We start from the raw sequence: 25824 nt of genomic DNA, 5'->3' as shown, positions 1-25824 counted from the left end.
TTTTTCAAGATAAAAATTGCTATCCTATATGGAACAGATACACGCCTTCAATAAGGCAAATTGCTATCATATATACAATTAAAAAGAATGGTAAAAGAATGGTGTACTGCAAGCTCTTCTTTTCTTTTCCAAGGTGCATAAATACACCAACAATATATGCTGACTTAAAAATTGTCAAGGCAACAAATATCCATTGCAGTAAATCTTTATGCATTGGAATAAATGCAATTGCAACTTCAACAATTGTAGCAATAAGTAATATCCAGAATGTGCGCCAGATAATTCTTTTAGCTGTAGGGTCGTAATGTTCTTCTACAAACTGATTGTGTATATCACCGGTATAGTAACCGTGTGGCTTATGTTCATTATGTTCGTTATGACTCATACTTTTAATATTCTTTAAGAGGTTAGTTAAACTAAATAGAAGAAGGTGAATACAAATACCCAAACCAAATCCACAAAGTGCCAGTAGAGACCGGATTTTTCAACCTGTTCATAATGTCCGCGCCTTTTGTAAACGCCATTCAGCACATTGATAAAAATTATAATATTGATGACGACACCACTGAAAACGTGGAAACCGTGAAAGCCTGTTATAAAGAAAAAGAAGTTGGCAAATAAAGGGGTGTTGCCATACTCATTCTCAGTCATATTTGCGCCTTTTATGTTACGTACAGCAGATGCTTTAAGCTTTTCTGCTTCTGCACCTTCAACAACTGTTTTTTGATGACTATGCCAGAAAAACAACTTGCCGGGTTCATAATCGTCTGTACGGGCAAAACGGCCATCTGCAAGTACATAAGTGCCTTCTTTAGAACCATGAATGAAGTGATACCACTCCCATGCCTGACTTCCTAAGAACATAAGACCACCAACTATAGTTAATCCCAACCACATGGCTACACTTTTATTGTTGCGCTGATGTCCGGCATCTACAGCCAGCACCATGGTTACCGAGCTCATGATGAGGATAAAAGTCATTAATCCAACGTAGGCTAATGGCACATGACCATGAATAAAAGGGAAGTGCGTAAACACATCACCCGGTGCAGGCCATATATCGGTAAAACGGTGGCGCATGGTACCATAAGCCACAAGAAGGGTTGAGAAAGTAAACGCATCAGAAACCAGGAAAAACCACATAAACATTTTTCCCCAGCTTACATTGAATGGTGATATACCACCGCCCCAGATCGATTTTGATTTTGCTTCAGTTGCTGTTGACATATTAAGTTAGGAGTCTTGAAATTAATTTAACAGGATGCAAATATTTAATTTTTTTTCCAATTCATCAATTTATTGTAAAATTTTCGGTCATTTAACCCTAATTCATTGAAAGATTGGCATAAAAGTATAGCCTATCAGGCTATGAAGGTAACAAATACAAATAGATAAACCCATAGGATATCAAGAAAATGCCAGAATATGACGCCTAACTGAAGTCCTAAATAGTTTTTAGCTGAATATTTTTCAAGAATAGATTTTGCGGATATCACAATCATGGAAATTATTCCTCCGGCAAGGTGTAGTATGTGCATTCCGGACAACACATAGATAAAAGACCCTGATGGATTTCCAACAAAATGGATTCCATTTTTAACCATTACCGTCCAGGCATAAAACTGCATAAAGACAAAGACAATACCTAGCACAAGAGTGGTTACAACAGCAATTTTTACCTGATTCAGCAGATTTTTTTTGATTGCATAAACAGCATATTGAATTATAAAACTGCTAATGATAATTGTAATAGTGCTTATGGTAAACATCTTGGGTAAACTAAATTCAATCCAGTTACCTTCGTTTTTACGAACAATATAGGCACTTGTTAAACCGGCAAATAACATAACCATACTGGCCATGGCTATCCACAATAATATTTTTGCTGTAGGAATTCCCGTATAATTATTCTCCTCTTCCATTGTTGTTGCTGTATTCATATTAATTAAACTTTATCCAATAGTATTGCAATTAAAACTACAGGCAGGTATATAAACGACCCGAACATCAGATTTTTTGCCGCATTGTCCGAACATGTTTTTAATAAATAAAGGCTTTGCATAAAAAATAGAATGCCTGCAAGAGTAATGACTGTTGCAGATATAATACCACTCATACCGCTGTAGTAGGGCAGCAAACCTATGGGTATGAGTGTAAAAGTATAAATAGTTGTTTGAAATGCAGAGGCAGCGTTTTTGCCACCTGAAGGAAGCAGTTGAAAGCCGGCACTCATATAGTCGTCATAGAGTTTCCAGGCAATAGCCCAAAAATGTGGAAACTGCCACATGAATTGAATCGAAAAAAGTATCCAACCCTGATAACTGAACTCACCGGTTGCAGCAACCCAGCCAAGCAGGGTAGGAATTGCACCCGGAAACGCCCCAACAAAAACTGATAATGGGGTAACACCTTTTAAGGGTGTATAGGCAAAAGCATAACTTACTAAAGCAATCAACCCCAATATACCGCTGTACAGGTTAATGAAGTAGGTGAGAATAAACAAACCCACTAAACCGGCAGTTATTGTTACAATCAGCGATTCTGTAAGCGACATTCTGCTGTCAGGAAGCGGACGTTGTCTTGTTCGCTTCATTATTTTATCGGTGCGTCTTTCGTAAATCTGATTCAGGCCGTTTGAGGAGCCTGTAACTAAAAAGCCGCCCAAAACAAGCAGCCATAGCTTTGTATAATCTATGGTTGTTGAGCCTATAAGAAAAGCTAATGCAGCAGAAAGAACTACTAACGAGGCCAACCGTAGTTTAAACAACTGTCCATAATCTACAAGTCTGGCAGTAAAGTTACGTGGTGCAACAACCATTGTTGTCTTCAACATTTAAACAAAAGAAAAAAATTTGGAATGCAAAGGTATAAAATTGATGGAAGGAAGTTTGAAAATGATAATTACTTATCTGTAATAATAATAAAGGCAGCCTTTGGCTGCCTGAAGGTTTTTTACAATGGTATAATTGTCAAACGGTTATTTATTTTTTTCTTTCACTTTATCAGCAAGGTAGTTACGGGTTTTTCCGCCCATTACTTTTTGTTCGTATATAAGCCAATATAATATACCAATTGCTATAAAAACCATAAATAATATATCTACAGATTTTCCAATAGGTTTTACTAAGTTGAAAATAAATTCAAAAAATGCAGCTATGCCGTTCCAGAATGAGTTTAACATATTCAATATTTTTTTTTGCAAAAATAATAAAATTCAAATACAGATATTCGCAGCCACAAAGTTGCCGAAAAAATGTTGATCGTCAGGTTGTTTAAATCTTCGCAAACACCGCCATTGTTTTTGGTGCCGGTTATAACACTGGCATTAGTGCTTCTCAACACTTATACTCAAGGGGTTGTAATTATCAAAGACATGAATCATGGTCTATTGTATGCCTTGTTAATTGATAGTAACATTACGTCTGTTAAATGGGCTGTACCTTCATTAATTTTTGTACTCATCACCACACAGGCCTATTTGTTTAATCTGCTCATCAACCGGTTTGAAGTTTTATACAAAAGCAGCAACATTCCTGTAATCATTTTTATTATCCTCTATGGACTTTTACCCGGATTTTTAGCACTTAGTCCTTTTCTTTTAGTCAACACATTAATGCCTGTTGCCCTATGGAAAATTTTTACAATGTATAAATCAGAGCGTCCTGTTACCCGTGCATTTGATACAGGTATTGTTTTTTCGTTAATGATATTGTGTTATTTGCCTATGGCATTATTGGTAGTTTTTATGTTCCTGTGTATTGCCATTTTACGTCCATTTAACTGGCGTGAGTGGGCTGCTTCTGTACTTGGGCTTTTAACTCCGGCTATACTTTTGTTTACTTTTCTTTTGGTGACAGACAATTTGCATTTACGCAATACAGAAGTAAATACAGATTCGTGGTTACCGGTAATTAAATGGCATGCAGTTAAATTACACTATATGATTCCTGCTGTCTCAATTGCAATAATTTTATTTTTATCGTTTTTGAAACTTTATGCAAATTATAGCAAGAATGTTATCCGCATGCGAAAATTTCAGTTATGCTTTATGTTATTGTTTATTTTTCTGTTAATGATAATTTTAATTCCTGTTCAACAAAGTGTGACACGTTTTATAGTACTGATTCCTCCGGTTTGTTTGTTTTTGAGTTATTATTTTATTGCCATTCATAAAAATTGGTGGTTCGAATTTCTTTCAACAGTTTTTATTTTACTCATTGCTTTAGGATACGCTAACCTATAAACTTTTGATTTTTATTAAGGAATGATTACAATCAGTTTTGTGGTTTTTCTTATTAAAAATAATTAATTCATTGATAATGATGTGATAATGTTTTTGGATTGTCATACAAGTTTCAAAATACTTTTATGTACTTGTTTAATTAATATTAAATGAATAATATTGAGGCCGATTTCAATTTCCGAGTTTGCATTTAGATGCTCTTCTACAAGACCCAAAGGTCTTTTTTAATTGCGCTTTTCAATTTCGGTTTAATTTAATGTAGTCGCAAAATTTTTTTATAAATAAATGTTTAACTAAAATCAAATTTATCATGGTAGAAAAAACCAAAAATCGAACACGCAGATGTTTATTATTATTATGGTGTTGCCTCATGTCGGCAATGCTGTGGACAACAGGCGCACAGGCGCAAATTGCTACTATGCTTTTACTGAGGACTTTGCTTGGAAGACTTTTACGACCGGTGAACGGTGGACACAACTTATAAGTGGGCATGATGGAAATGCTCGCCGGCAATGTTGCCAATGCCATTTACGTGTCAATCTCGGTGGCACGCAATGCCTACACGCATCCTTTTTAGCGTTAGTAACGGGCATATCAGATTAGGAGCACACCCACTATTCTTATTACCCATATCTACGACATCCAACACCGGAGCCATAGCCGGTTGTGCAAGATGGAAGAAACGGAGGTGCAGTAGTGTATGAAATTAAGGAGTAGGTTAGTGCCTACTTACCGGTTTCCTGATTTTAATCTTACTTCTGGCAACACTAACGATACGTTAAGTTTTCAGATTAAGTTGTTTGAAACTACCATTTTATTCAAATAACTTTGGCAAACATATTCTAATAGTGCATTTATCCCCCAAGTTGGTATCAGAGCAACACCTTCCGCAGGACAACCACTACTAACTGGGCTGCCTACAGCTGGTATTGTTGAGTGAACAATGACGATGGAGTGCTAGTTCATAGCCTCCGGCAACGGTGGATTAACTTACACATGGACTCCATTCCATCATGCGCGGCGCCAAGTGCTTCAGTTGGCTCACCAACTACAGCAACCACTGCTAACATTAGCTGGACAGCTGCGAGTCCTTTAACACCACCATCAAATGGCTATGAATATGCTATAACTACCAGTGCTGTTCCACCACCATCAGGAACTGCCTTTGCAGGCACATCAACCAGTGTAAGTGGCTTAACAGCACAAACCACTTATTACCTGCATGTAAGAAGCTACTGCGGTGGCAGTGATTATAGTGCATGGGTAACAAGTGCAGCATTTACTACACCATGTATCGCTGTAAACACTTTCCCATATACAGAAAGTTTTAATGCAACGATGCCTAATTGCTATACTGCAACTGAAGATATTGCGGGAGCTTCTTATCATTGGGCACCTACTACTGCTGATGTGACACATGGCGCAGCTGCTCCTCAAGCAGGCACACACTTTATGTATTTGTATGTTTATTTAGCAAGCTCAAGCTATAACAGCTACAATTTAACTACTGCTCCTTTTGATTTAGGAGCTACACCTAAGTTTATGTCATACTATTATTTCTTGGGTGCCAGTGGTTACACTTCAAGCCCGGTACCAATGACTGTTAAAATCAGTACCAACGGTGGAAGTACCTGGACTAATCTTTATCAACATGATAATAATAATTCAACGTTTGGTGCATGGACACAAAACACTATTGATTTAACAGCTTATGCCAATCAATCAGTATTGATTAGATTTGCCTCTAACTCAAATTACGGTTCAGGTATTTGTGATCAAGGGTTAGATGAGTTTTCTATTTATGATGCACCAAGTTGTTTACCTCCAACGGCACTTCTTGGCTCACCAACTACAGCAACCACTGCCAACATTGGTTGGACAGCACCTTTAACCCTCACCATCAAACGGTTATGAATATGCTGTGACAACCAGTGCTACACCTCCGGTTTCGGGCACTGCCTTTGCAGGTACATCAACCAGTGTAACCGGCTTAACGGCTAATACTACTTACTATTTACATGTTCGCAGCGACTGCGGTGGCGGTAATTTTAGTTCATGGGCTACAAGTGCAGCATTTACCACACCATGTATAGCCATAGGCAGTTTACCCTGGACAGAAGGCTTTGAAAGCGCAACGCTTCCTAATTTACCAAGTGCTTGTTGGCTGGAAGATCCATCATCCGGTGATTGGGTAACTACAAATAATTCAAGCAGTTCCAATGATGCTGATGCACGTACCGGTGCTCAATTTTTAAGAGATGCCTATTCTGCAACAAATGAATTTGTGTGGACTCCGGGCTTTGCTCTTACATCCGGTCAAAGCTACGACTTCTCATTCTGGTGGGCCGGTGATAATTACAGCGGCTGGACAGGCGATATTTTCTACAATACCGTACAAAGTGGTACAGGAGCTACACAAATGGGAAGTTCATTTGTAACTTCTGGTACTACCACTACCAAAACTTATGTACAAGAAACACGAACTTTTATCGCACCAACCACAGGAACTTATTATTTTGCCGTAAGGGTGAATGCAACAGGTGGTCCATGGTATTTGAGCTTTGATGATTTCAGATTTGAACAAACACCATCATGTGCAGCACCAACTGCCTTAGTTGGCTCACCAACAACTGCAACAACTGCCAACATCAGCTGGACAGCACCATTAACACCGCCATCAAACGGTTATGAATATGCTGTTACCACAAGTGCTACACCTCCGGGTTCGGGTACTGCCTTTGCAGGTACTTCTACCAGCGTGACCGGCTTAACGGCTCAAACAACTTATTATTTGCATGTTCGCAGCAACTGTGGTGGTGGTAATTTTAGTTCATGGGCTACAAGTACAGCATTTACTACACCATGTGCAGCTATAAACACTTTCCCATATACAGAAAGCTTTAGTGCTGCCATGCCTAATTGTTGGGCAGCATCTGAAGATTACCCCGGAGCGTATTATCATTGGGCACCTACTACTGCTGATGGGTCAAATGGTGCAGCGGCTCCTCAAGCAGGTACGCATTTTATGTTTTTATATGTTTATTTAGCAAGCTCAAGCTATAACAGCTACAATTTAACTACTGCTCCTTTTGATTTGGGAGCTACGCCTAAGTTTATGTCATACTATTATTTCCTTGGTACCAGTGGTTATACTTCAAGTCCGGTACCAATGACTGTTAAAATCAGTACCAACGGTGGCAGTACATGGACTAATCTTTATCAGCATGATAATAACAATTCAACTTTTGGTGCATGGACGCAAAACACTATTGATTTAACAGCTTATGCCAACCAATCGGTACTGATTAGATTTGCCTCTAACTCCAATTACGGTTCAGGTATTTGTAATCAAGGGTTAGATGAGTTCTCTATTTATGATGCACCAAGTTGTTTGCCTCCAACGGCACTTCTTGGCTCACCAACAACACCAACAACAGCCAACATCAGTTGGACAGCACCAAACCCCGTACCATCAAACGGTTATGAATATGCTGTTTCCACAAGTGCTACACCTCCGGTTTCGGGCACTGCATTTGCAGGCACATCAACCAGTGTAACAGGCTTAACTGCTAATACTACTTATTACCTGCATGTTCGCAGCGACTGCGGTGGCGGTAATTTTAGTTCATGGGCTACTAGTACTTTCTATACCGGATATTGTACAGTTTCGGTAACCTACACCGGTGATAATATCAGTAATTTCAGCACAACAGGTGCTACAACCAACATTACCAATCCAAGTTCCGGCACAACAGCTTACGAAGATTTTACGGCACAAACGCTTTCATCTTATTCAGGACAAACCATTAATTTCAGTGGTAGTTATGTAGGTGGCAGTGCCGGCTTCAGCATCTGGGTTGACTGGAACAACAACATGGTTTTTGATGCCTCCGAACTTATGTACAATGCATCAGCAACAGCATCAAGCTGGACAGGAAGTTTTGTGGTTCCTGTAGTTGCCGATGGCAATTACCGTATGCGTATTCGTGCACAGTATTATACTTTAAGCCCACCTGCCTGTGGCAATATAACTTATGGACAAGCAGAAGATTATACATTTAATGTTTATACTCCTGTAGCTTGTAGTGGTACACCTGCAGCAGGCACAGCATCCGGTCCTGCATCAATATGCTCAACTATTGGTTTTACGGTAAGCACGGCAGGTTCTACAACCGGTCAAACAGGTATTTCAGGTCAATGGTATTCATCAACAGATGGTGGATCTACATGGAATCCTATCAGTGGTGCTACTGCTATAAGCTATAACGAAGCTTCCGGCATTACTGTGCCTACCATGTATCACTATGTGATTACTTGTAGCAACAGTGGCTTGAGCGCAACCAGCAATGATGTGAGTGTGGCTATCAATTTACCGAGTGCTTGTTATTGTACTCCTTCTACAACAGGTGGATTAAGTTACTACATAGATAACTTTACTACTACAGGTGGTACTACCAATATCAATCAAAGCGGTGGTGGTAGTGCAAGTGGATATACCGATTACAGTGGCTCTGTTTCCGGTGAGTTTGAACCCGGTACTACTATTAACTTTAGCATGAGTGTATATGGTGGAACATTTGGTCATGCCATTTGGATTGATTTTGATGCTGATGGTATTTTCCAGGCATCAGAGCAAGTTGTAACCAGCAGCTCATATCTTCCATCGCCAATTACAGGATCATTTACTATTCCTGTGAATGCATCAACAGGTGTGAGACGTATGCGAATTTTAGCAAGTTATACGCCAAACAATCCTTCTAATGCATGTACTAACAGTGGTAGTGGAGAGTATGAAGACTACAGTGTAAATATTTCACCTCCTGTTTGTATTTCTGCACCAACTGCACCATTGAATGCAGGCAGTGCCTGTGCCGATGTAATTACCAATACAGTATTGTTAAGCTGGCCTTCATTGACAGGTGCAACAGGATATGATGTATATTTCGATACTGTTAATCCACCAACAGCATTAGTATCAGCCAATCAGGCAGGTCTTTCTTTTAATGCCGATGTTTCCGGTGGTGCACCAGTTTATTATTGGATGGTAGTTCCACAAATACTTGGTGGTGGAAGTTCATGTAATGTATGGTCGTTTACCTTATCACCAGCACCAGTTCCGGTAGCAGGCTCAGGTGGCGATGTTTGTTTGGGCAATGACATCTACCTGTCAGCAGACAACGTAGATCCTGGCCAGTTGAGTGGAAACACTTATTCATGGACTGGGCCTAATGGCTTCAATAGCACAAGTCAAAATCCATCAATCAGCAATCCAAATGCATCATACAGCGGAACCTATACAGTGATAGTAACAAATCAGTATGGTTGTTCAGCAAGTGCAAGCACAAGCTTAAATGTAAATGACAATCCGACCATAGCTATAGACTCACTTAAGAATGTAGGTTGTATTGGCGGCAGTGATGGAATATTATATGTATCAGCTTCAGGAGGCTTGTCACCATATGATTTTACGTCAGACTTTATAAACTTCAATTCAACAGGAGTGATGAGTAACCTTCCAACAGGATTGAGTACAATTTATGTGTCAGATGGCAATGGTTGCCAGGCGCAGATTTCAGGTACATTGACTTATACAAGTACTGCACCTCCAGCACAATCAGTTATTGTTCCAATGACAGGTATGCCTGCTTATGCATGTAATGGTACAACTGTAACTGTTAGCATTCCGGCTGTTGCTAATGCAACTCAATATACATGGGATGGCCCTGCAGGAACTACGTTTAATGGTAATGCATCACCATATATTTCAACAACTCCATCAGTGACAGTTCTGTTTGGAACACCTAATGGTTCTGGATATAGAATTGGAGTACAAGCCGGCAATGGTTGTGGAAGTTCGTTAAGAAAAACACAATGGGTTCGCGGTATTGTGAGTACACCCACAGCAGTTAGTGGAGCAACAACAACATGTGCAAACAGTTCAGGTACATACTCAACTGCTGCAGTTGACGGAGCTACCTCATATTTCTGGTCAATTTCAGGTGATGCAACAGTTAGCGGCAATGGAACCAGTGTAACTGTAAACTTTGGTCCGGCATGGACAGGTGGTACACTGTGTGTTAGCGCACAAACGCCTTGTTTCAATTCACCATCAAAGTGTTTAGCCATCAGTGCATCTGCTTCACCATTGAATACAATCAGCGGCTCGTTTACTGCATGTCCTAATCAAACATTAACATTCAGTGTTCCTGCATCAAATGGAGCAGCCAGCTATAACTGGACCTTACCATCAGGTGCATCAGGAAGTTCATCTACCAATACCATCAATGCTACTTTCAGCCCGTCTTATAACAGTGTTGGAAACATTTGTGTTAGTGTAACCAGCATTTGCGGTGTTACTTCTGCACCTAAATGTAAAACAGTAGCTCCCGGTCTTCCTTCTGTTCCACCAGCCATCAGCGGTATTACCAATGGTATCTGCGGACAAAGTGTAAGCTATAGCGTAACGCCTGTTTCAGGAATATCCTATAACTGGACAGCACCTGGAACTATTACAGGCAATGGTAACAGCACTATTAGCGTTCAATATGGATCACTGACAACAGGATCAGTTTGTGTAACGGCAAGCAACAGTTGTGGTTCTAGTGCAGCGCGTTGTATTGCTGTAAAAGGAACACCAAACTCACCGGTATCATTGACGGCACTGCCATCAAGCTGGTGTGCTAATACAGATGGTATTGAGTTTACAGCTGATATGAGTAATACATCAGGATCATATACAATTTCATGGAATTATCCAGCATCACCAATTGCAAGTTATGTTGCAGGTGGTGGAAACTCCAATGTATTAACTCTTGATTGGGGAACTGGAAATGGTTCAGTAATTGTGAATGTAAGCAATGGCTGTGGAACAGGTTCTAAAGCACTTGCAGTAACAGTTGGTTGTAAAGAAGGCGAAATGGCTTCTGTAAACAAACTGAATGTATATCCAAACCCAACAGCAGGTGTGTTGAATGTAGAATACACAGCAGAGAAAGGTACAGCACAAGTAACAGTGCTTGACCTGAGCGGCCGTGTAGTAATGACACAGTCACATACCAACGTAAGTGGTCAAAACAACATGCAACTTGACCTGAGCAAGGTAGCTAAAGGCGCGTACATGCTAAATGTACAAACTGAAGGCAGCAACAATCAGGTTAGAGTAGTAGTTGAATAATTTAAACTTACAACTTCGCAGAAGTTGTGGGAATTAAAAAGCGGGGGGAGGTTAACTCCCTCCGCTTTTTTTTTAAATGTTATTCAATCAAAAACATTACAACCTTTTAGCCGCCAGATATAAGTAAGGTTCATAAAAGTGATGAACAAATATTTTGGTTTTACTATCGGGAAATAAATCAAAGTATTTTTTATCGGCAAGAAGTACAATAGTTGTACCTGTTCGTACATAATCGCTGCTGTTAAGATAATCAGGTGATTGAAAATTCACCAGGTTTTTCCGAACTAATTTTCCTGCAAAACCACCTAAATATTTCCTGTATTGTCTCATGGCTTTATAAGGTGTTTTCTGCAGACGGTTAAATATGTGCATGATAAATAGGTTAGCAGGAAATTTTTGTTTTCTGATACCTGCTTTGGCATTTACCAATGGATTGGTCTTGTTTATGTCTTTGGTAGTTTGAATTGTTATGGGTGTTTCCGGAACCCAATCAGCAGAATTCACAACATTAAAAGCCCATCCGTTGCGGGTCATGTTTTCATATTCATAAGCGAAATATAAATTTCCGGGTTTTGGAGCTGCACTGCAATAAGTTTTAAATCGTATGTCTGAAGCAACCTTGTTGTTCTTTTGATAATCATATAGACATGCAGTTACTAAAAATGCTATGGCACCACCCTGACTGTGTCCACTGACAATAAAATTGGTGATGCCTTTTTTATAACAGGAGTCAATGTGTGGCAGCATATCGCGAATTAGGTATGCTGTGGCTAATGTCCAGCCCGTATGTACTGCAGCTTTTGAATCATCAGCAAAGTGATAGTTAAAAGTATCACCTGGAGCTAAAATAAGCTGTCCTTTTGCGGGTATCATACCGGCATAAAAGTTAGCAAGCCAGCTAGTGCTGTTTGCTATTGTTCCTCTAATACTGATTACAGCCACAGAGTCGGCACCTATCCAAAGCGACCATTGATTCAGTAATCCCATCTCCGGTGATTTATACACCTCTTTAAAATTGTGATAATGCAAGGAGTCGGGATAAAGTGAATCCTGCTTATGGAACTGCATAAGTTGAAAGCTCAATAATTCCATGTATTCTTTAGCATTGTAACCGGGTTGCAGTTTTGATGCATTCAGGCAGTTTGCAGTCAGCAGACTGGCAATAAAAATAGTTGTTAAAATTCTCCACATAATAAAAATATTTGGAGTAAAAGTAAAACAACTTCAGAAAAAGGAATTTTCTGAATACTTTAAAAAGACGTTAAGAAATTCTTTTGATGAAAATATTTTAAAGCTACACTTATTTAAGCTGCTTCAATTTTCCGTCAGCAAAAGAAATAATGGTTCCATCTACAGTTGATAAAGCAACATTTTGCAGACTTACTACCTTGTCAGGAAATGCTGTTTCTATAAGTTTTATGTTTACTAACGAATCGGTAGTGGGTATTTCGCTGTAAACAAAAATAGAAATGTCTTTTCTTAAACCACGAGGAGAAAATTCTTTTTTGAGAAGTATATTTCCCTGACTTCCGGCAACCTCAACCAAAATTGGGCTTCGCCTTTTTACAATTGGTTTTAACGACTGCATTTGTTGTTGCTGATTTGAACTTGTTTTCTGAAACTCTGTTGGTGATGAAATGTATTTAAAGTTCAGAACAAGCAATTTTTCATCTCTATCAAAAAATGAAAGTTTTGTATTACTGAAAAACGGCATTATAAAAAAGAAAGCACAAAGAATCAATGTTGCGGCAATGTGATTGGCTTTAAAATAATCCAATATTTTCAGTGTTGTTTTTCCGTCACTGGGTTTTGCAGATGTAAGCGAGTCTGCAAATTCTTTTATAGCTTTTTCAGAATAGTGGTTGGTGGTGATGAGTTGAATTCTGTCGCGAGATATTTTTTTTGCTAAACCCGGTGGGCGTTTTCTGTTGATTCTTGCAACAGCCAGATTTCTGCCATAGCGATAATAACAATCTTCGCAACCTAACAGTAAAACACCTTCTGATTCTTCATGCAGCATTTTCTCAACATCGTGCATGTGTAAATCACCAAGACAAGGTAGCGATTTCTTTTTATGAGTAATTCCATCAGGAATTTTTACATCATCAAACTGCGAACATGATACAATACTCAGTTGATTTTTTTGTGCCAGATTTAATGGCAGCAGTTGATGTTCAGGAATACCCGGCATGGTTATGGCATGCTCTTTACAGGAAGCAAGACATATTCCGCAACTGATGCATTTTTCAGGATCTAAAATAGCCTTGCGTTCACCTTTATAAATAAGCATGTCAATGGCACCATAAGGGCAATCTTCTGAGCAAATATTACAGGCATCACATTTATCCAAATCAATTGTGGCGGGTTTGTTTTTCTTTTTAAATATAAGTGGCACTAATGCTAATCCGGTTCCGGATACGAGCATAATCACCCAGTTCATGGGAACAGAAACAACTTTCATGAAAGAGTAGCCAAAGAAATAGTACCAATCGAAAGTCGTATTGTAAGGTATGAAGCGCTCCTGTGCGGAAGGGTCGCTCTTTACCGGAAAAACCAAACAAACTAAAACCAATGCAATCATGCTGTAAATCCAGATGATGCGCGGGGAAAATATTTTTGGTTTGGCTATACGCATTACGTGCAGCCATAAAACAATGACCAAAAAAATGGAAAAGAAAATATGTCCGAATACAGAAACTTTAAAAAAGCCACCAATAACATCAAGATTGTTTGAAATAAATGAACCGGCAATGGAAGGGTCGAATAATGGAAGTGCAGAGAAAAATTTTGCAGTAAGGTAGCCAACTAATTTACCTTTTTCGTCCCACACTAGAATAAAACCTGTTACACCAATAATGAGTACTACCATTAAAGAAATAATTCCGCTTACCCATGAAAGAATACGCTTGAATTTTCCTGTCAGTAAGGTTTGAAGAAAGTGGAGTACGATAAAAATAACCAACAAATCGCTGCTGTAACGATGAATACTTCTGATGACAGCATTGAACGGATTGGCAGAAATTTTTTCTACTGATTCGTAAGCGTGTGCAGGATCAATATTGTAAAACAAAAAAAGATAAACACCACTGATGCATGCTACAATAAACATAAGTATGGCAATGTCGCCAAGGTGATACAGGGGGTTAAGTCTAGAGGAATAAATTCGGCTGAAAATGCCTGCAAATCGTTGAAAAAGCCAATGGCTTGATTTATTATTAATCATAATTCTGCACTGTCTTCAGTGTTTTTGGAATATAAACTTTTAATTAGAAAATAGCCTACAATAATGATGAACATCATTCCGGCAGATGTTTGTGAAATAAACTTCCAATCGAGGTGATATGATTTTGTTGCAGGGTTGAATGTAAAACAGCGTATATAAAGTGTTTTAAAAAAGTTGTTGAACGAAGTTTTTTCTACTTGAGCTTCCATGATGGCCAGTTCAAGGTCAATTGCTTTGGGCTCAATTCCGTAGATGTATCTTGAAATTCGGCCGGAGGGAGTAATAACAACAACTAAGTTTGGATGTAAATACTCCTTACTTTTTTCATCATATTCATATTGATAATCAATTGACTTTAATAGTTCGCCAATGCCTGCTGCGTTAGATGTAACGGTTTTCCAATTGGTGCCATCCATATTCCATCGCTTTTCAAATCCTTGTAAATCTTCTTTTGTGTCTGTTGAATCGAATGAGAATGAAATGACAGTAAAATCTTTTCCTAAAGTGCCTAATTTTTCTATGGAAGTTTTTAGACCGTTGCTGATAAGTGAACAAGCCATTGGGCAGCGTGTGTAAACCGGTGACAGTACAATTGGTTTGCCGGTAGGGTTATCAAAAAGTTGAAGGTGGTTGCCTTTAGAATCAAGAATTGTAATATTCTTTACCTCTCGTCCAATGTATCTTTTCTCATCAGGAATATCGAAAGAAGATAAAGAAAAAAACAGGCTTAGTAGAATTACTAAGCCTGCTAGTTTAATTTTAATTTTAATCACAACCAATATTTAAAAGTTTAAAAAGTTATTTCACCCACCAGGTTGCTGCCAGCCATTTCCAGTTAACAAAGAACAACACTGCAAAGGTTGCAAGAAACAGAAGTGTAAGTATCAGCGTTCCGGGTGCTTCGTAGCCTTTATGTTCTTTAGCCGCGGGCGCTAATGGTGAAAGCGGTAGCTGCATATCTTCAGGTCCGTTTACTTTTGGCCCGAAGAATACGGAAACAACCACTTGCAGCACCCAGATTAATGCAGCCAGGAATGCCAAGGTGCCGCCAAGCATCATTAAAGTCCAGAAAAAATCTACTGAAGGATTAAATTCATGAGTGAAAGGACCTCCGCTGAATGTTGAATCCCAGTGTCTGCGTGGAACACCTAACTGACCTAATGCAATCATTGATACAGAGAGGATGGCAACACCAAAGAAAAACATCCAAGGTTGAAGCTGTGCCAGTTTGAATGCTACAATTTTCCTTCTGAAAATTAGTGGAATGAGGTAGTAGGTTATACCCATGAAGGTAAGAGTGGTACCAATAACTACAGTTCCTTTAAAGTGACCCGGAATAGCAATGGTGTTGTGAACAATAATGTTTGTTTGTTCCATACCGAAAATCACACCTGTTGTACCACCAATAAAACCAAAACCAATACATGCCAGCACACAAGCTGCAAAAGCAGGGTTTGACCATGGTGCTTTGGCAAGCCACTCAAAGAGTCCTTTGTTGAAGCCCCATCTGCGCTGTGCCGATTCAATAGAACTTGGTACAGCAAAAGCATGAATCATGGATGCCAATACAGCAAGATACATGGCATAAGAAGTGTTCCATACTTTCCATGCTGATGATGTTGCAGGATCGGTTAACAAGTGATGAGCAGAGGCAAGACTGATAAATAGAATATAGAGGAAGAATGCTGTTCTTGAAACTCTTTCATTGATGGAAGTTCCACCAATTGCAAGGAAGGTAACCAAATACCAGATGCTGACCATGGCAGCTACATTTATTTGCTGCGAAGAGTGGCCAAGACCCCACCAAATGAGTTTGTAAACAGCAGGATCTACGGAGTCAATTAATCCTAAAGACCAAAGGAAAGTAGGGATGTAAATGATAGCTCCTGATGCCAGAGTAATAACAGCAAGAATTGCAGCTGTCATTAAACCATAGGTAAACAGCGGTAGAGTTTCGCCAACATTGCCATCTCTCTTTGCATTAACAATATTGGCAAAGAATAATCCAACCCCGATTAAAGCACCAACGGCAAATAAAATTATGCCGAGGTAGTAGAGTGGATGTGCTTTTAGTGGAACATAAGAGGTCAACATTACATCTGCTTTTCCCATCAATACCATTACGTTGGAAAGTACCATGCCACCCACCATGAGTAAAAATGTTACCCACCCTAATGTTGGTGAGCAGAATTTTTGATTTAATACCACTGTGGATCCGAAATACAAACCTGCAATTTCAAAAAATACAATCCAATAAATAAGAGCATTTAATCCATGAAAGGTTGTGAGTCTGTAGTACCATTCAGCATCTAAAAGATGCACAGGTTGGTATCGTGTAAATACAAGCATTATGGCCGCTGTAATTGCTAAGAGCAAAGAAACTACAGCCATGACAGCATTTAGTCTGATAAATTTTTCCGATTGCAGATCTACTTTAAATCCGGTTATATCACATATTCTGAACATAAGCTTTAGATTTTATTTAATTGATTTAATGTAGGAGATTACTTGTTTAATTTCATTGTCCGTAAGGTTCATTCGAGCCATTGGTGTTTTTTCAAATCCTACAACAATTTGTTTTTGCGGCTCTCTGACAGACATGGTAATATAGTCATCATCAACAACCATTTCTTTTACATTGCCGTCTTCTTTTACTTTAACTTTACTACCATAAATGCTGTTGAAAGCAGGGCCAATTTCAGAAGTGCCATCTGTTTTATGACAAGCCATGCATCCTTTCAGATTATAAACCATTTCGCCACCTTTAATTAGTTGCTCTTCACTCCATCCGGAAATGTCTTCTTCAGCAGTTCCTTTTCCTGTGCGTGCAGGTGGTGCACTCAGGTTGTTGTAGCCATACTTTGCCAGATCAGCATCATTCTCAATTACAAGAATTTTTCCTATCATGGTGTGGTGGCCAATACCGCAAAATTCATTACACAGCACTTTGGCTTCACCGGCAACGGTTGGTTTAAATTTCAAAACATAATCATAGTCAGGATAAACCTGAAAGTTCATGTTTGAAGGTTGTAATGAAAAACCGTGAACCAAATCTTTTGAAGAAATGTGAATGTTATACCATTCATCCTTCTTTAAAATAAGTACCGGTGACCAACGCCACATTTGTGCCATTAGAACAACATCGCTGCCGGGCTCAGGTTTTACAATAGGTATCCCGTTGTCCATACCCACCATGTTTCTTTTTACATACTCGTCATGCAGCTGGGCAAATTCAATAGGGTTAGTTTTATACGTGGTGTTTGATGGATTTTGGCGACCGAAAACGTGCCACAGTACCATCCATGCAAAAAGAAAAATACAAACCACAAACGATATGATTATCCACATACGTTCATCTTTTGAGACCTTCTTTTTAAACCACCCTTCGGTAGGTGCTATTAATGTCATAAATAGTTTTTTTAAGGATTTTACTTAAGTATAGATTGTTTAACTGATTCAGGAATATTAGGCACTGTGGCAATCTCCATTATTCCCCAAATGATGTAAAAGATTGCGTAAATTGTTACTCCAAGAAATAGAAGCAGCATTACGTCATCCATGACTACCTGTAGTCCGGAAGCCTTTTTTTTATTCTCTTGTTCTTCCATATAATTTTTGGTTCTTAATTATTTATTAATCGGAATTTTACTTTTCGATGACAAGATTATTTCAGGAAAGCACTTTTAAATATGACTTGTATCATAAAAGAAAATGATTGTTGAAAGCAAATAGCCATAGGAGTTTAAAAAAAGTCTTACGCGATTTTCTATATCAGGCAATCAAAAATTTTGTCAAACACGTTTTAGTTCAATAATTTATGAGATGGTGTTTAAAAAAAATTTTTCAGAAAAACCGAAAACACATTTCAATTGCCGGAACTTAGTTTTTAAAATGTGAGTTAAACGCAAAAAAAAGAGGTTAACTTTTTTGAAGCTAACCTCTTTACAAGAGTTTACAATTTGTTTAAGGAATAAGGAATTTATACCTGTCAATATTTTTAAGTGCAATTCCTGTACCACGGACAACTGCGCGAAGTGGGTCTTCGGCAACGTGCACGGGTAGTTTTGTTTTCATTCCAATTCGTTTATCTAATCCCCGAAGCAAAGCACCACCACCTGTAAGGTAAATCCCTGTACGGTAAATATCTGCTGATAATTCCGGTGGTGTCATTTCAAGTGCTTTTAATATGGCTTCTTCTATTTTGCTGATACTTTTATCAAGTGCATGTGCAATTTCCGAGTAAGTAACGGTAATTTCTTTTGGAATACCGGTCATCAGGTCACGCCCATGAACTGCGTAGTCGTGTGGAGGGTTATCTAACTCAGGTAATGCAGAGCCTACTTCAATTTTTATCATTTCAGCACTACGCTCACCAATAAGTATGTTGTGTTGTCTGCGCATATAATCCCAAATGTCCATGGTGAAGCCATCACCGGCAACACGAATAGATTGGTCGCAAACAATTCCTCCCAGAGCAATAACGGCAATTTCGCTGGTACCACCGCCAATGTCAATAATCATATTTCCCATGGGTTCTTCTACATCAATGCCAATACCAATAGCTGCTGCCATAGGTTCATGAATGAGATAAACTTCTTTTGCTCCTGCATGTTCTGCACTGTCGCGAACTGCACGTTTCTCTACTTCTGTTATTCCCGATGGAATACAGATAACCATTTTCAATGATGGCTGAAAAAATCTTCTTCCCGGGTTGATCATTTTTATCATTCCACGAATCATATTTTCTGCAGCATCAAAATCGGCAATTACGCCATCTTTTAATGGACGGATGGTTTTAATATTTTCATGTGTTTTTCCATGCATCATCATTGCCTGTTTTCCAACAGCAAGTACTTTACCTGTCATGCGGTCAATAGCAACTATACTTGGCTCATCAACCACCACTTTATCGTTATGAATGATGAGTGTGTTAGCCGTGCCAAGGTCTATGGCTATCTCCTGGGTCAGAAAATCAAATAGTCCCATTTTTCTTTTATTGTTAATGTTTTCCTTTATAGTTTCTTCGACTATGAGAACTTCAGGCGTAGGCTTTTTTTTCATTTTTTCTGTTGTAGCAGACATTTTTAACACTTTGTCTGCCAACAGACTCAATGTTTGAAATGCCTTTTTCCTGTTAATACCATAGTCATGTTATTTTTGTTACAATATTCAATAGAATCTTTATCTTTAATACTTCCACCGGGCTGTACAACAGCTTCAATACCAGCAGATTTAGCAATTTCCACACAATCCGGAAACGGAAAGAATGCATCACTTGCCATTACACTGTTTTTCAGATTAAATCCAAAATTAACAGCTTTTGCAATGGCTTGCTTCAATGCATCAACACGAGATGTTTGCCCTGCACCACTTCCAATCAACTGCTTGTCTTTAACCAAGGTAATAGCATTGCTTTTTAAATTACGAATAACTCTAACAGCAAAAAGCATGTCCTCGGTTTCAGAAGTTGTTGGCTTTCGCAAAGTAATGTTGTTCCATCCTTCTGTGTTCAATGTTTCACTGTCGGTTTCCTGCATTAAATATCCGCCTAAAGCAGACTTAATACTTTGCTTTGCAACTAGCTGATTTTTTAGTTGAAGTATAATTCTGTTTTTCTTTTCTGAAAAAACTTTTACTGCTTCTTTTGCAAATGATGGTGCAATGATAACTTCAAAGAAAATTGCATTGATTTCCTTAGCAAGCGATTCGTCTATATGCTGATTTAAAACAATTATTCCGCCAAATGCAGAAACAGGGTCACCGGCTAATGCTGCCTGCCATGCATCTGTTGCATTTTCTCTTGTTGCAATACCGCAGGCATTGTTGTGTTTGATAATGGCAGCAGTAACACCTTTTTCATTGCTGAATTCGGCAATAAGATTAATTGCAGAATCACAATCAAGCATGTTGTTATAGGAAAGCTCTTTTCCTCCCAATTGCTCAAATGTATCTTTCAGATTACCAAAATAAAAACCGCGTTGATGCGGATTTTCGCCATAACGTAGGGTAACCGGATTGTTGAAATGCAGATTCAAACAAGGCTCTGAAGCTTCATTCTTACTGTTGAAATAATTAAAAATGGCAGAATCGTAGTGACTGGTGTTTGCAAAAGCTTTCTCTGCCAGTTTTTTTCTGAATGTCAAATCTATTTCGCCATTTCCCTGATTGTATTTGTGCAGAAATTCTGTTACATCATTTGCAGCAGCAATGATAGCAACATCATTAAAATTTTTTGCAGCAGCACGAATCAGGGACACTCCACCAATGTCAATTTTTTCAATAATGTTACTTTCATCCGCACCTGATGCAACGGTGGCTTCAAAAGGATATAAGTCCACCACAACCAAATCAATACAAGGGAGGTTGTATTTTTCAACTTCCATCACATCATTAGCATCATTTCTACGGTTTAAGATGCCGCCAAAAATTTTAGGGTGTAATGTTTTAACCCTTCCACCCAAAATGGAAGGATAATCAGTCACCTTTTCAACAGCAGTAACAGGAATATTCAGTGATTGTATAAAATCAAAAGTTCCTCCTGTTGCAAACAAAGTTACTTGTTGTTGATGTAAGGCCTTAATAAGTGGTTCAAAGCCATTTTTATTATAGACAGAAATAAGTGCACTTTTAATCTTCACTTCCCGGAATTCTTTAAATTGATGGAGAGTTGGCAAAAATAGGTAAGTGAATCAATTAAAATTTGTTAAACTGAAAATAAATTCAGAGCAAATCAAAGCAACTCTATACTTTTGTTGCTATGAACCGATTACGGATTTTTCTAAAATTGTCTGGCGAAAGCATAGCATTTGCTTTGCATGCATTGCGGGCAAATATGCTCAGAACAGTTTTATCCTTGTTGGGAATCTCCATTGGTATTTTTGCCATTATCAGTGTTTTTACAGTGGTTGATGCCATGGAAAAAAATGTGCGCACCAGTGTAGAATCGTTGGGAGATAAAACTATTTACGTTCAGAAATGGCCTTGGGCCTTTGGGGGTGATTATCCATGGTGGAAGTACTGGCAGCGTCCGTTACCTTCTGTAAAAGAAATGCATCAGTTGGCTGCACGTTCAAAGAGTATTGAGGTTTTTACCTTCGAGGCATATTTGAATGGGAAAACCGTTAAGTATTTGAACAATAGTGCAGAAAATGTAACTGTGGCCTTGGTCTCTCACGATTTTGATAAGGTAAAATCGTTCGAGCTATCAGCCGGGCGTTATCTTACTGAAATAGAATCTAACTCCGGAAGGGCTGTTGGCATTATAGGCAGTAATGTTGCAAACGGCCTTTTTGGAAATGCAAACAATGCTTTAGGTAAGGTATTTGAAGTTATGGGACGCAAAGTAGAAGTAATAGGTGTTTTTAAGGAAGAGGGTAAAAGTCTGCTCGAGACAGAGATGGATAATACAGTAGTCTTACCTTTGAATTTTGGTCGCAATTTCGTTAATATTCGCAGTGACAGAATAGACCCTTTCATAAAAGCGAAAGTTAAAGAAGGAGTTTCCATTCAGTTTGCCAATGATGAATTGAAATCCATCATGCGAAGCATCAGAAGACTACGCCCCGTGGAGGACGATAATTTTGCGCTCAACCAATCAAGTTTATTGAGTAATAACATTTCCAATATTTTCAGTTCGCTGAATGTGGCAGGGGCTATAATCGGAGGCTTTTCAATTTTAGTGGGTGGATTTGGTATTGCTAACATTATGTTTGTTTCTGTAAAAGAACGTACCAGCCAAATAGGTATTCAGAAATCACTTGGTGCAAAGAATTATTTTATTCTGATGCAGTTTTTGTTTGAAGCCATTGTACTTTGCCTTATTGGGGGAGTGATAGGTTTAAGTATTATATATTTTTTAGCGATTTTTGTTTCTCATGCCTTTGATTATCCATTGAGCCTTACAGGGCATAACATTATGCTTGGGTTGTTTATCTCAGCTCTAATAGGGTTGGTTTCCGGATTCATCCCTGCCTATTCAGCATCACAACTCGACCCGGTGGAAGCCATTCGTGCAAATGGTTAATAGGAATAATCAGAATTTCATTTATATTTGTCTTAAATTCTTCAAAATCAAATTACAATGAAAAAGACAGTTCTTACATTAGCGGTAGTGGCTGCAGCATACTGCGCCAATGCCCAAACCGAAAAAAAGGCACAAGAGCAACCTGTAAAAAGTGAGCAAGCCACAACCCCTCAGAAGGAGGTAAAGCAAGATGCACCAGCAACAATACAGGCTGCACCTGCAAAACATGAAGCTGAACCGGCAGCGCAACCAGCTGATAAAGCAGTAAAGAAAGAGTCACCTCAAAAAGATTCTCACAAGGCTACTGAAATGGAGAAGCCAAAAGATACTCCTAAAGAGTAAAAAACAACAAAACATTGTTGATGAAAGAGGTTGTTTCAATATTTGAGGCAGCCTCTTTATTTTTGAATAAGACTATTCAGGATTCTTAAAAACTCTTCCTGTTTTTGTGTACCGATAATATAGTTCATTCCATCTTTATCAGTTATTTTAATTGCAGCACGACCGGAAGTATAAAAGTAAATACTACCATTTCGATGCAGATTATAAACAGGCGTATTCATGATGTAATTACTATATGGAATATTTTGAACTTCAACAATTGTGCTTAGGTCAATTTTTACTTTGCGCATTGTCCATAGCCCATCCAACTCAATGCAAGTATCAAAAACCCGTGTGTGCAGGTGTTTGATAAACATAGAAAGCAATGAAATTACCATAAACGCTACACCACCAAAGAAGAGTAACTCTGCATTATTTTCACGGTTTTCTGTCACATAGTATGCTACAAAGCAAAAAAGCGCCAACACCATACTTCTGAGCAGACTGTAGTGATTCAATCCCAGATATTGTTTTTCTTCAAAGTGAATGGTACGCTGTGTCATACTTTTTTAAATCATTAAAAGGTAACTTCTTTTTCAACTATTTCTTTAGCTCTATCCACTTTAACTTTTATGGTATCGCCCTTTTTGAATTTACTTAGTGCCTTCATATAGCTCATCATATCAGTAACTTTTTCTTCACCCATCTGAATCACCACATCACCTTTCAATAGTCCGGCAGCAGCAGCAGGTCTTCCTTCTGTTACTCCGTCAATGCGCATACCGCTACCTTCAAAAGCATAGTCAGGAACAACACCTAAAGTTACTTTAAACCGTGGTGCATCTTCGTTATTTGAATCGTTGGTTTTAGTAAATGCAAGCTTCGGTAAATTGTTGGTTTGTTCAATCAGGTCATTCATAAAGTGAAAAATTGAAACCATACCATTATAATTAATCAGGGGCTCGTCATCACTGGGTTTATGATAATCACTATGTGTGCCACTGAAAAAATGCAGTACAGGAATTCCTTCCAGATAAAATGAAGTGTGATCACTAGGACCTACACCGGATGCGGTTGTTTTTATTCTGAGAGAATCTACTTTGATATTGTTTAATAAACTATCCCATGATGGAGAGGTGCCGGCACCATTAATTAGTAAAACATGGTCTGTGGGCTTCAAGCGGCCTACCATATCCATATTCAACATATAGTTTACTTTTTTCAAATCAATGGTTGGGTGTTTAACAAAATAGTTTGAACCCAAAAGTCCTTTTTCTTCTCCTGAAAATGCAATAAACATGTAATTGTATTTGTTTAATGATGATCCTTTTAATTTTCTGGCCAGCTCAATTAATGCTGATGTTCCGCTTGCATTGTCATCAGCACCATTATGAATGGCACGTTCTCCTCTGTAGAGCGATTCATGTCCACCATAACCCAAGTGATCATAATGTGCTCCTATTACAATAATATTTTCTGCATGGTTATCAATGTATCCGATTACATTATGACCGGAGTGCATTATTTTTTCAATATCCGTTTCTATGACTACCTGCTGATCGTTTTTTAGCAATGTTACATCATTTGATTTTACAAATACAACAGGAATTGCAAAAGGAGTGATTTTTATCTCTGAATTTTTATTCGGATTATTAATGGAATCATTCGAGTTATAAATAATCAATCCACTAATGCCTTTTGATACGGCAATTTCTATTCGTTTACGTAAGTCTGATGCCTCAGCCCATTTACTGTGTGGATTATCAGCCTCAGGAGTAGCATAATCCATCACTGCTATTCTGCCTTTCAAATCTGTCATCCCTTCATAATCATTTCTGCCAAGCTCTTTTGATAACAGCCCGCTTCCAATTTTTATTGATTTACCCTCTGCAGTTGACTTATGTGCAGAATAAGGTAGCACATAATATTCAGAATCTGATTTTAAATTATTTCCTGCTATTGTCAATTTATTTTTAACACCATTTTTTGTTCCGGCAGAAAATTCAAATGACTGTAAATAACCCTTATTGCCTTTAGGAAGAAGTCCAATATTTTTAAATTGTTGTGTTATGTATTCATAAGATAAACGCTCACCTTTGGTTCCAGGTTCGCGCCCTTCAAACTTATCACTGGCCAATATGCTGATATGTTGTTTTAGGTTTGATTTCAATACGGCATCTAATTGTGCATTTACAGAGGTTGAAATCAAGAATAAAAAGAGAAAGGTTGCAATTCTACTAAACATGTCTGACTAATAATTTATAGATTGATAAAAATATAATTTAATGACAATTAATATTGTTTGATTTTTTGTTTAACTCAATGTGATTCGATTGTTTTTTTTAGTAATAAATAGGTGCTGTCCTGCTGTTGTTTAAAGATAGGTTTGGTAAATACAAACATAGAACGTAGCATAAAGTTATTGCCACTGGCTTTTGTTTTTATGGTCAGGCTGCTACGAAGAGAATCCCCTTCAAAAATCAATGTGTTGGTTGAATTTAGCAACGTGTTTTGTGCATGAAACTTATACAATTTCGGATAGCTGTAATCTTCAAGAGTTTCAGTAATCTCAAACTGTTCATTGTTGAGGTTTAACACTAACAATTGTGTAGAGCCTTTTGTGTGTATTTTACCTTCTAAGGGTTTGAATGATACAAACCCGGGCATCCAGTGTTTCATCATTGCAGTGTCAATAAAAACATCAAATGCTTTTGCTACTGGCGCGTTAATCTCCACTCGCGACTCATATTCAATTTCGGGATGAATAATGCCTAAGCTTACAAATCCTAATATAACTGCGGCTATGCCTGCCAGGGTGTATTTAACGGCTGTATTCATAA

The 25824-nt window shown here is 38.3% G+C and carries 21 protein-coding genes; 5 read left to right on the top strand and 16 right to left on the bottom strand.

Annotated elements, in window-relative coordinates; translation table 11 throughout:
- Window positions 1-19: 19 nt before the first annotated feature.
- The 5 genes from V9G42_00935 to V9G42_00915 form a co-directional block, all read right to left on the bottom strand.
- A complete protein-coding gene (locus V9G42_00935; GenBank protein ID MEI2757976.1) occupies window positions 20-385 on the bottom strand; it encodes a cytochrome C oxidase subunit IV family protein in 366 nt (121 codons plus the stop codon).
- Between the two features lie 26 nt (window positions 386-411).
- A complete protein-coding gene (locus V9G42_00930) occupies window positions 412-1227 on the bottom strand; it encodes a cytochrome c oxidase subunit 3 (protein ID MEI2757975.1) in 816 nt (271 codons plus the stop codon).
- 134 nt (window positions 1228-1361) lie between these two features.
- Window positions 1362-1940 carry a cytochrome c oxidase subunit 3 gene (locus tag V9G42_00925; GenBank protein ID MEI2757974.1) on the bottom strand — a complete coding sequence of 193 codons (579 nt, stop codon included), beginning with the start codon at window positions 1938-1940 and terminating at the stop codon, window positions 1362-1364.
- Between the two features lie 5 nt (window positions 1941-1945).
- Window positions 1946-2833 (bottom strand): heme o synthase, encoded by an 888-nt coding sequence (gene cyoE / locus V9G42_00920; GenBank protein MEI2757973.1) that lies wholly within the window; start codon window positions 2831-2833, stop codon window positions 1946-1948.
- A 144-nt stretch (window positions 2834-2977) separates the two neighbouring features.
- The gene (locus tag V9G42_00915) at window positions 2978-3202 is read right to left on the bottom strand and encodes a hypothetical protein (GenBank protein ID MEI2757972.1); all 225 of its coding nucleotides are present in this window, start codon (window positions 3200-3202) and stop codon (window positions 2978-2980) included.
- Window positions 3203-3253: 51 nt separating this feature from the next.
- Here V9G42_00915 and V9G42_00910 point away from each other — a divergent pair, with 51 nt between their 5' ends.
- The 3 genes from V9G42_00910 to V9G42_00900 all read left to right on the top strand — a co-directional run bounded on the left by V9G42_00910 (window position 3254) and on the right by V9G42_00900 (window position 11417).
- A complete protein-coding gene (locus tag V9G42_00910) occupies window positions 3254-4243 on the top strand; it encodes a hypothetical protein (GenBank protein ID MEI2757971.1) in 990 nt (329 codons plus the stop codon).
- A gap of 936 nt (window positions 4244-5179) precedes the next feature.
- Window positions 5180-6157 (top strand): hypothetical protein, encoded by a 978-nt coding sequence (locus V9G42_00905; GenBank protein MEI2757970.1) that lies wholly within the window; start codon window positions 5180-5182, stop codon window positions 6155-6157.
- 7 nt (window positions 6158-6164) lie between these two features.
- Complete coding sequence (locus V9G42_00900) at window positions 6165-11417, top strand: GEVED domain-containing protein (protein MEI2757969.1); 5253 nt, start codon at window positions 6165-6167, stop codon at window positions 11415-11417.
- Between the two features lie 96 nt (window positions 11418-11513).
- On the opposite strand, the gene V9G42_00895 is transcribed toward V9G42_00900, so the two are convergent.
- The 8 genes from V9G42_00895 to purH all read right to left on the bottom strand — a co-directional run bounded on the left by V9G42_00895 (window position 11514) and on the right by purH (window position 21278).
- Window positions 11514-12608 carry a lipase family protein gene (locus V9G42_00895; protein ID MEI2757968.1) on the bottom strand — a complete coding sequence of 365 codons (1095 nt, stop codon included), beginning with the start codon at window positions 12606-12608 and terminating at the stop codon, window positions 11514-11516.
- Between the two features lie 109 nt (window positions 12609-12717).
- Window positions 12718-14640: a 4Fe-4S binding protein gene (locus V9G42_00890; GenBank protein MEI2757967.1), complete on the bottom strand. Its 1923-nt coding sequence runs from the start codon at window positions 14638-14640 to the stop codon at window positions 12718-12720.
- Complete coding sequence (locus V9G42_00885) at window positions 14637-15413, bottom strand: SCO family protein (protein ID MEI2757966.1); 777 nt, start codon at window positions 15411-15413, stop codon at window positions 14637-14639. The genes V9G42_00890 and V9G42_00885 overlap by 4 nt, the downstream gene beginning before the upstream one ends.
- 25 nt (window positions 15414-15438) lie before the next feature.
- Window positions 15439-17106 (bottom strand): cbb3-type cytochrome c oxidase subunit I, encoded by a 1668-nt coding sequence (locus tag V9G42_00880; protein MEI2757965.1) that lies wholly within the window; start codon window positions 17104-17106, stop codon window positions 15439-15441.
- Window positions 17107-17118: 12 nt separating this feature from the next.
- Window positions 17119-18048, bottom strand: a complete 930-nt coding sequence (locus tag V9G42_00875) for a c-type cytochrome (GenBank protein ID MEI2757964.1) — start codon at window positions 18046-18048, stop codon at window positions 17119-17121.
- A gap of 20 nt (window positions 18049-18068) precedes the next feature.
- Window positions 18069-18248: a hypothetical protein gene (locus V9G42_00870; GenBank protein MEI2757963.1), complete on the bottom strand. Its 180-nt coding sequence runs from the start codon at window positions 18246-18248 to the stop codon at window positions 18069-18071.
- A 355-nt stretch (window positions 18249-18603) separates the two neighbouring features.
- Window positions 18604-19626, bottom strand: coding sequence for a rod shape-determining protein (locus V9G42_00865; GenBank protein ID MEI2757962.1), 1023 nt, complete (start codon window positions 19624-19626; stop codon window positions 18604-18606).
- A 122-nt stretch (window positions 19627-19748) separates the two neighbouring features.
- Window positions 19749-21278, bottom strand: a complete 1530-nt coding sequence (gene purH, locus V9G42_00860) for a bifunctional phosphoribosylaminoimidazolecarboxamide formyltransferase/IMP cyclohydrolase (GenBank protein MEI2757961.1) — start codon at window positions 21276-21278, stop codon at window positions 19749-19751.
- Window positions 21279-21397: 119 nt separating this feature from the next.
- On the opposite strand from purH, the gene V9G42_00855 reads away from it, so the two are divergent.
- Both V9G42_00855 and V9G42_00850 read left to right on the top strand, forming a co-directional pair.
- Window positions 21398-22663 (top strand): ABC transporter permease, encoded by a 1266-nt coding sequence (locus tag V9G42_00855; protein ID MEI2757960.1) that lies wholly within the window; start codon window positions 21398-21400, stop codon window positions 22661-22663.
- A 57-nt stretch (window positions 22664-22720) separates the two neighbouring features.
- Window positions 22721-23005 (top strand): hypothetical protein, encoded by a 285-nt coding sequence (locus V9G42_00850; protein MEI2757959.1) that lies wholly within the window; start codon window positions 22721-22723, stop codon window positions 23003-23005.
- 56 nt (window positions 23006-23061) lie between these two features.
- Here V9G42_00850 and V9G42_00845 read toward each other — a convergent pair whose 3' ends face one another.
- The 3 genes from V9G42_00845 to V9G42_00835 form a co-directional block, all read right to left on the bottom strand.
- A complete protein-coding gene (locus V9G42_00845) occupies window positions 23062-23547 on the bottom strand; it encodes a hypothetical protein (protein ID MEI2757958.1) in 486 nt (161 codons plus the stop codon).
- Between the two features lie 14 nt (window positions 23548-23561).
- A complete protein-coding gene (locus V9G42_00840) occupies window positions 23562-25229 on the bottom strand; it encodes a M28 family peptidase (protein ID MEI2757957.1) in 1668 nt (555 codons plus the stop codon).
- A 74-nt stretch (window positions 25230-25303) separates the two neighbouring features.
- Complete coding sequence (locus tag V9G42_00835) at window positions 25304-25822, bottom strand: SRPBCC family protein (GenBank protein ID MEI2757956.1); 519 nt, start codon at window positions 25820-25822, stop codon at window positions 25304-25306.
- Window positions 25823-25824 lie beyond the last annotated feature (2 nt).

It is taken from the genome of Bacteroidia bacterium (assembly GCA_037045145.1).
Classification (GTDB): Bacteria; Bacteroidota; Bacteroidia; order AKYH767-A; family OLB10; genus OLB10.
This window is presented reverse-complemented; position numbering and strand designations above follow the sequence as displayed.

Bases quoted from the DNA above. Each gene is read 5' to 3' on its own strand.
- cyoE (MEI2757973.1), bottom strand. From the start codon at position 2,833: ATGTTGAAGACAACAATGGTTGTTGCACCACGTAACTTTACTGCCAGA.
- V9G42_00930 (MEI2757975.1), bottom strand. From the start codon at position 1,227: ATGTCAACAGCAACTGAAGCAAAATCAAAATCGATCTGGGGCGGTGGT.
- V9G42_00835 (MEI2757956.1), bottom strand. From the start codon at position 25,822: ATGAATACAGCCGTTAAATACACCCTGGCAGGCATAGCCGCAGTTATA.
- V9G42_00935 (MEI2757976.1), bottom strand. From the start codon at position 385: ATGAGTCATAACGAACATAATGAACATAAGCCACACGGTTACTATACC.
- V9G42_00840 (MEI2757957.1), bottom strand. From the start codon at position 25,229: ATGTTTAGTAGAATTGCAACCTTTCTCTTTTTATTCTTGATTTCAACC.
- V9G42_00865 (MEI2757962.1), bottom strand. From the start codon at position 19,626: ATGGGACTATTTGATTTTCTGACCCAGGAGATAGCCATAGACCTTGGC.
- V9G42_00870 (MEI2757963.1), bottom strand. From the start codon at position 18,248: ATGGAAGAACAAGAGAATAAAAAAAAGGCTTCCGGACTACAGGTAGTC.
- V9G42_00845 (MEI2757958.1), bottom strand. From the start codon at position 23,547: ATGACACAGCGTACCATTCACTTTGAAGAAAAACAATATCTGGGATTG.
- V9G42_00910 (MEI2757971.1), top strand. From the start codon at position 3,254: ATGTTGATCGTCAGGTTGTTTAAATCTTCGCAAACACCGCCATTGTTT.
- V9G42_00895 (MEI2757968.1), bottom strand. From the start codon at position 12,608: ATGTGGAGAATTTTAACAACTATTTTTATTGCCAGTCTGCTGACTGCA.
- V9G42_00875 (MEI2757964.1), bottom strand. From the start codon at position 18,048: ATGACATTAATAGCACCTACCGAAGGGTGGTTTAAAAAGAAGGTCTCA.
- V9G42_00890 (MEI2757967.1), bottom strand. From the start codon at position 14,640: ATGATTAATAATAAATCAAGCCATTGGCTTTTTCAACGATTTGCAGGC.
- V9G42_00925 (MEI2757974.1), bottom strand. From the start codon at position 1,940: ATGAATACAGCAACAACAATGGAAGAGGAGAATAATTATACGGGAATT.
- V9G42_00880 (MEI2757965.1), bottom strand. From the start codon at position 17,106: ATGTTCAGAATATGTGATATAACCGGATTTAAAGTAGATCTGCAATCG.
- V9G42_00855 (MEI2757960.1), top strand. From the start codon at position 21,398: ATGAACCGATTACGGATTTTTCTAAAATTGTCTGGCGAAAGCATAGCA.
- V9G42_00850 (MEI2757959.1), top strand. From the start codon at position 22,721: ATGAAAAAGACAGTTCTTACATTAGCGGTAGTGGCTGCAGCATACTGC.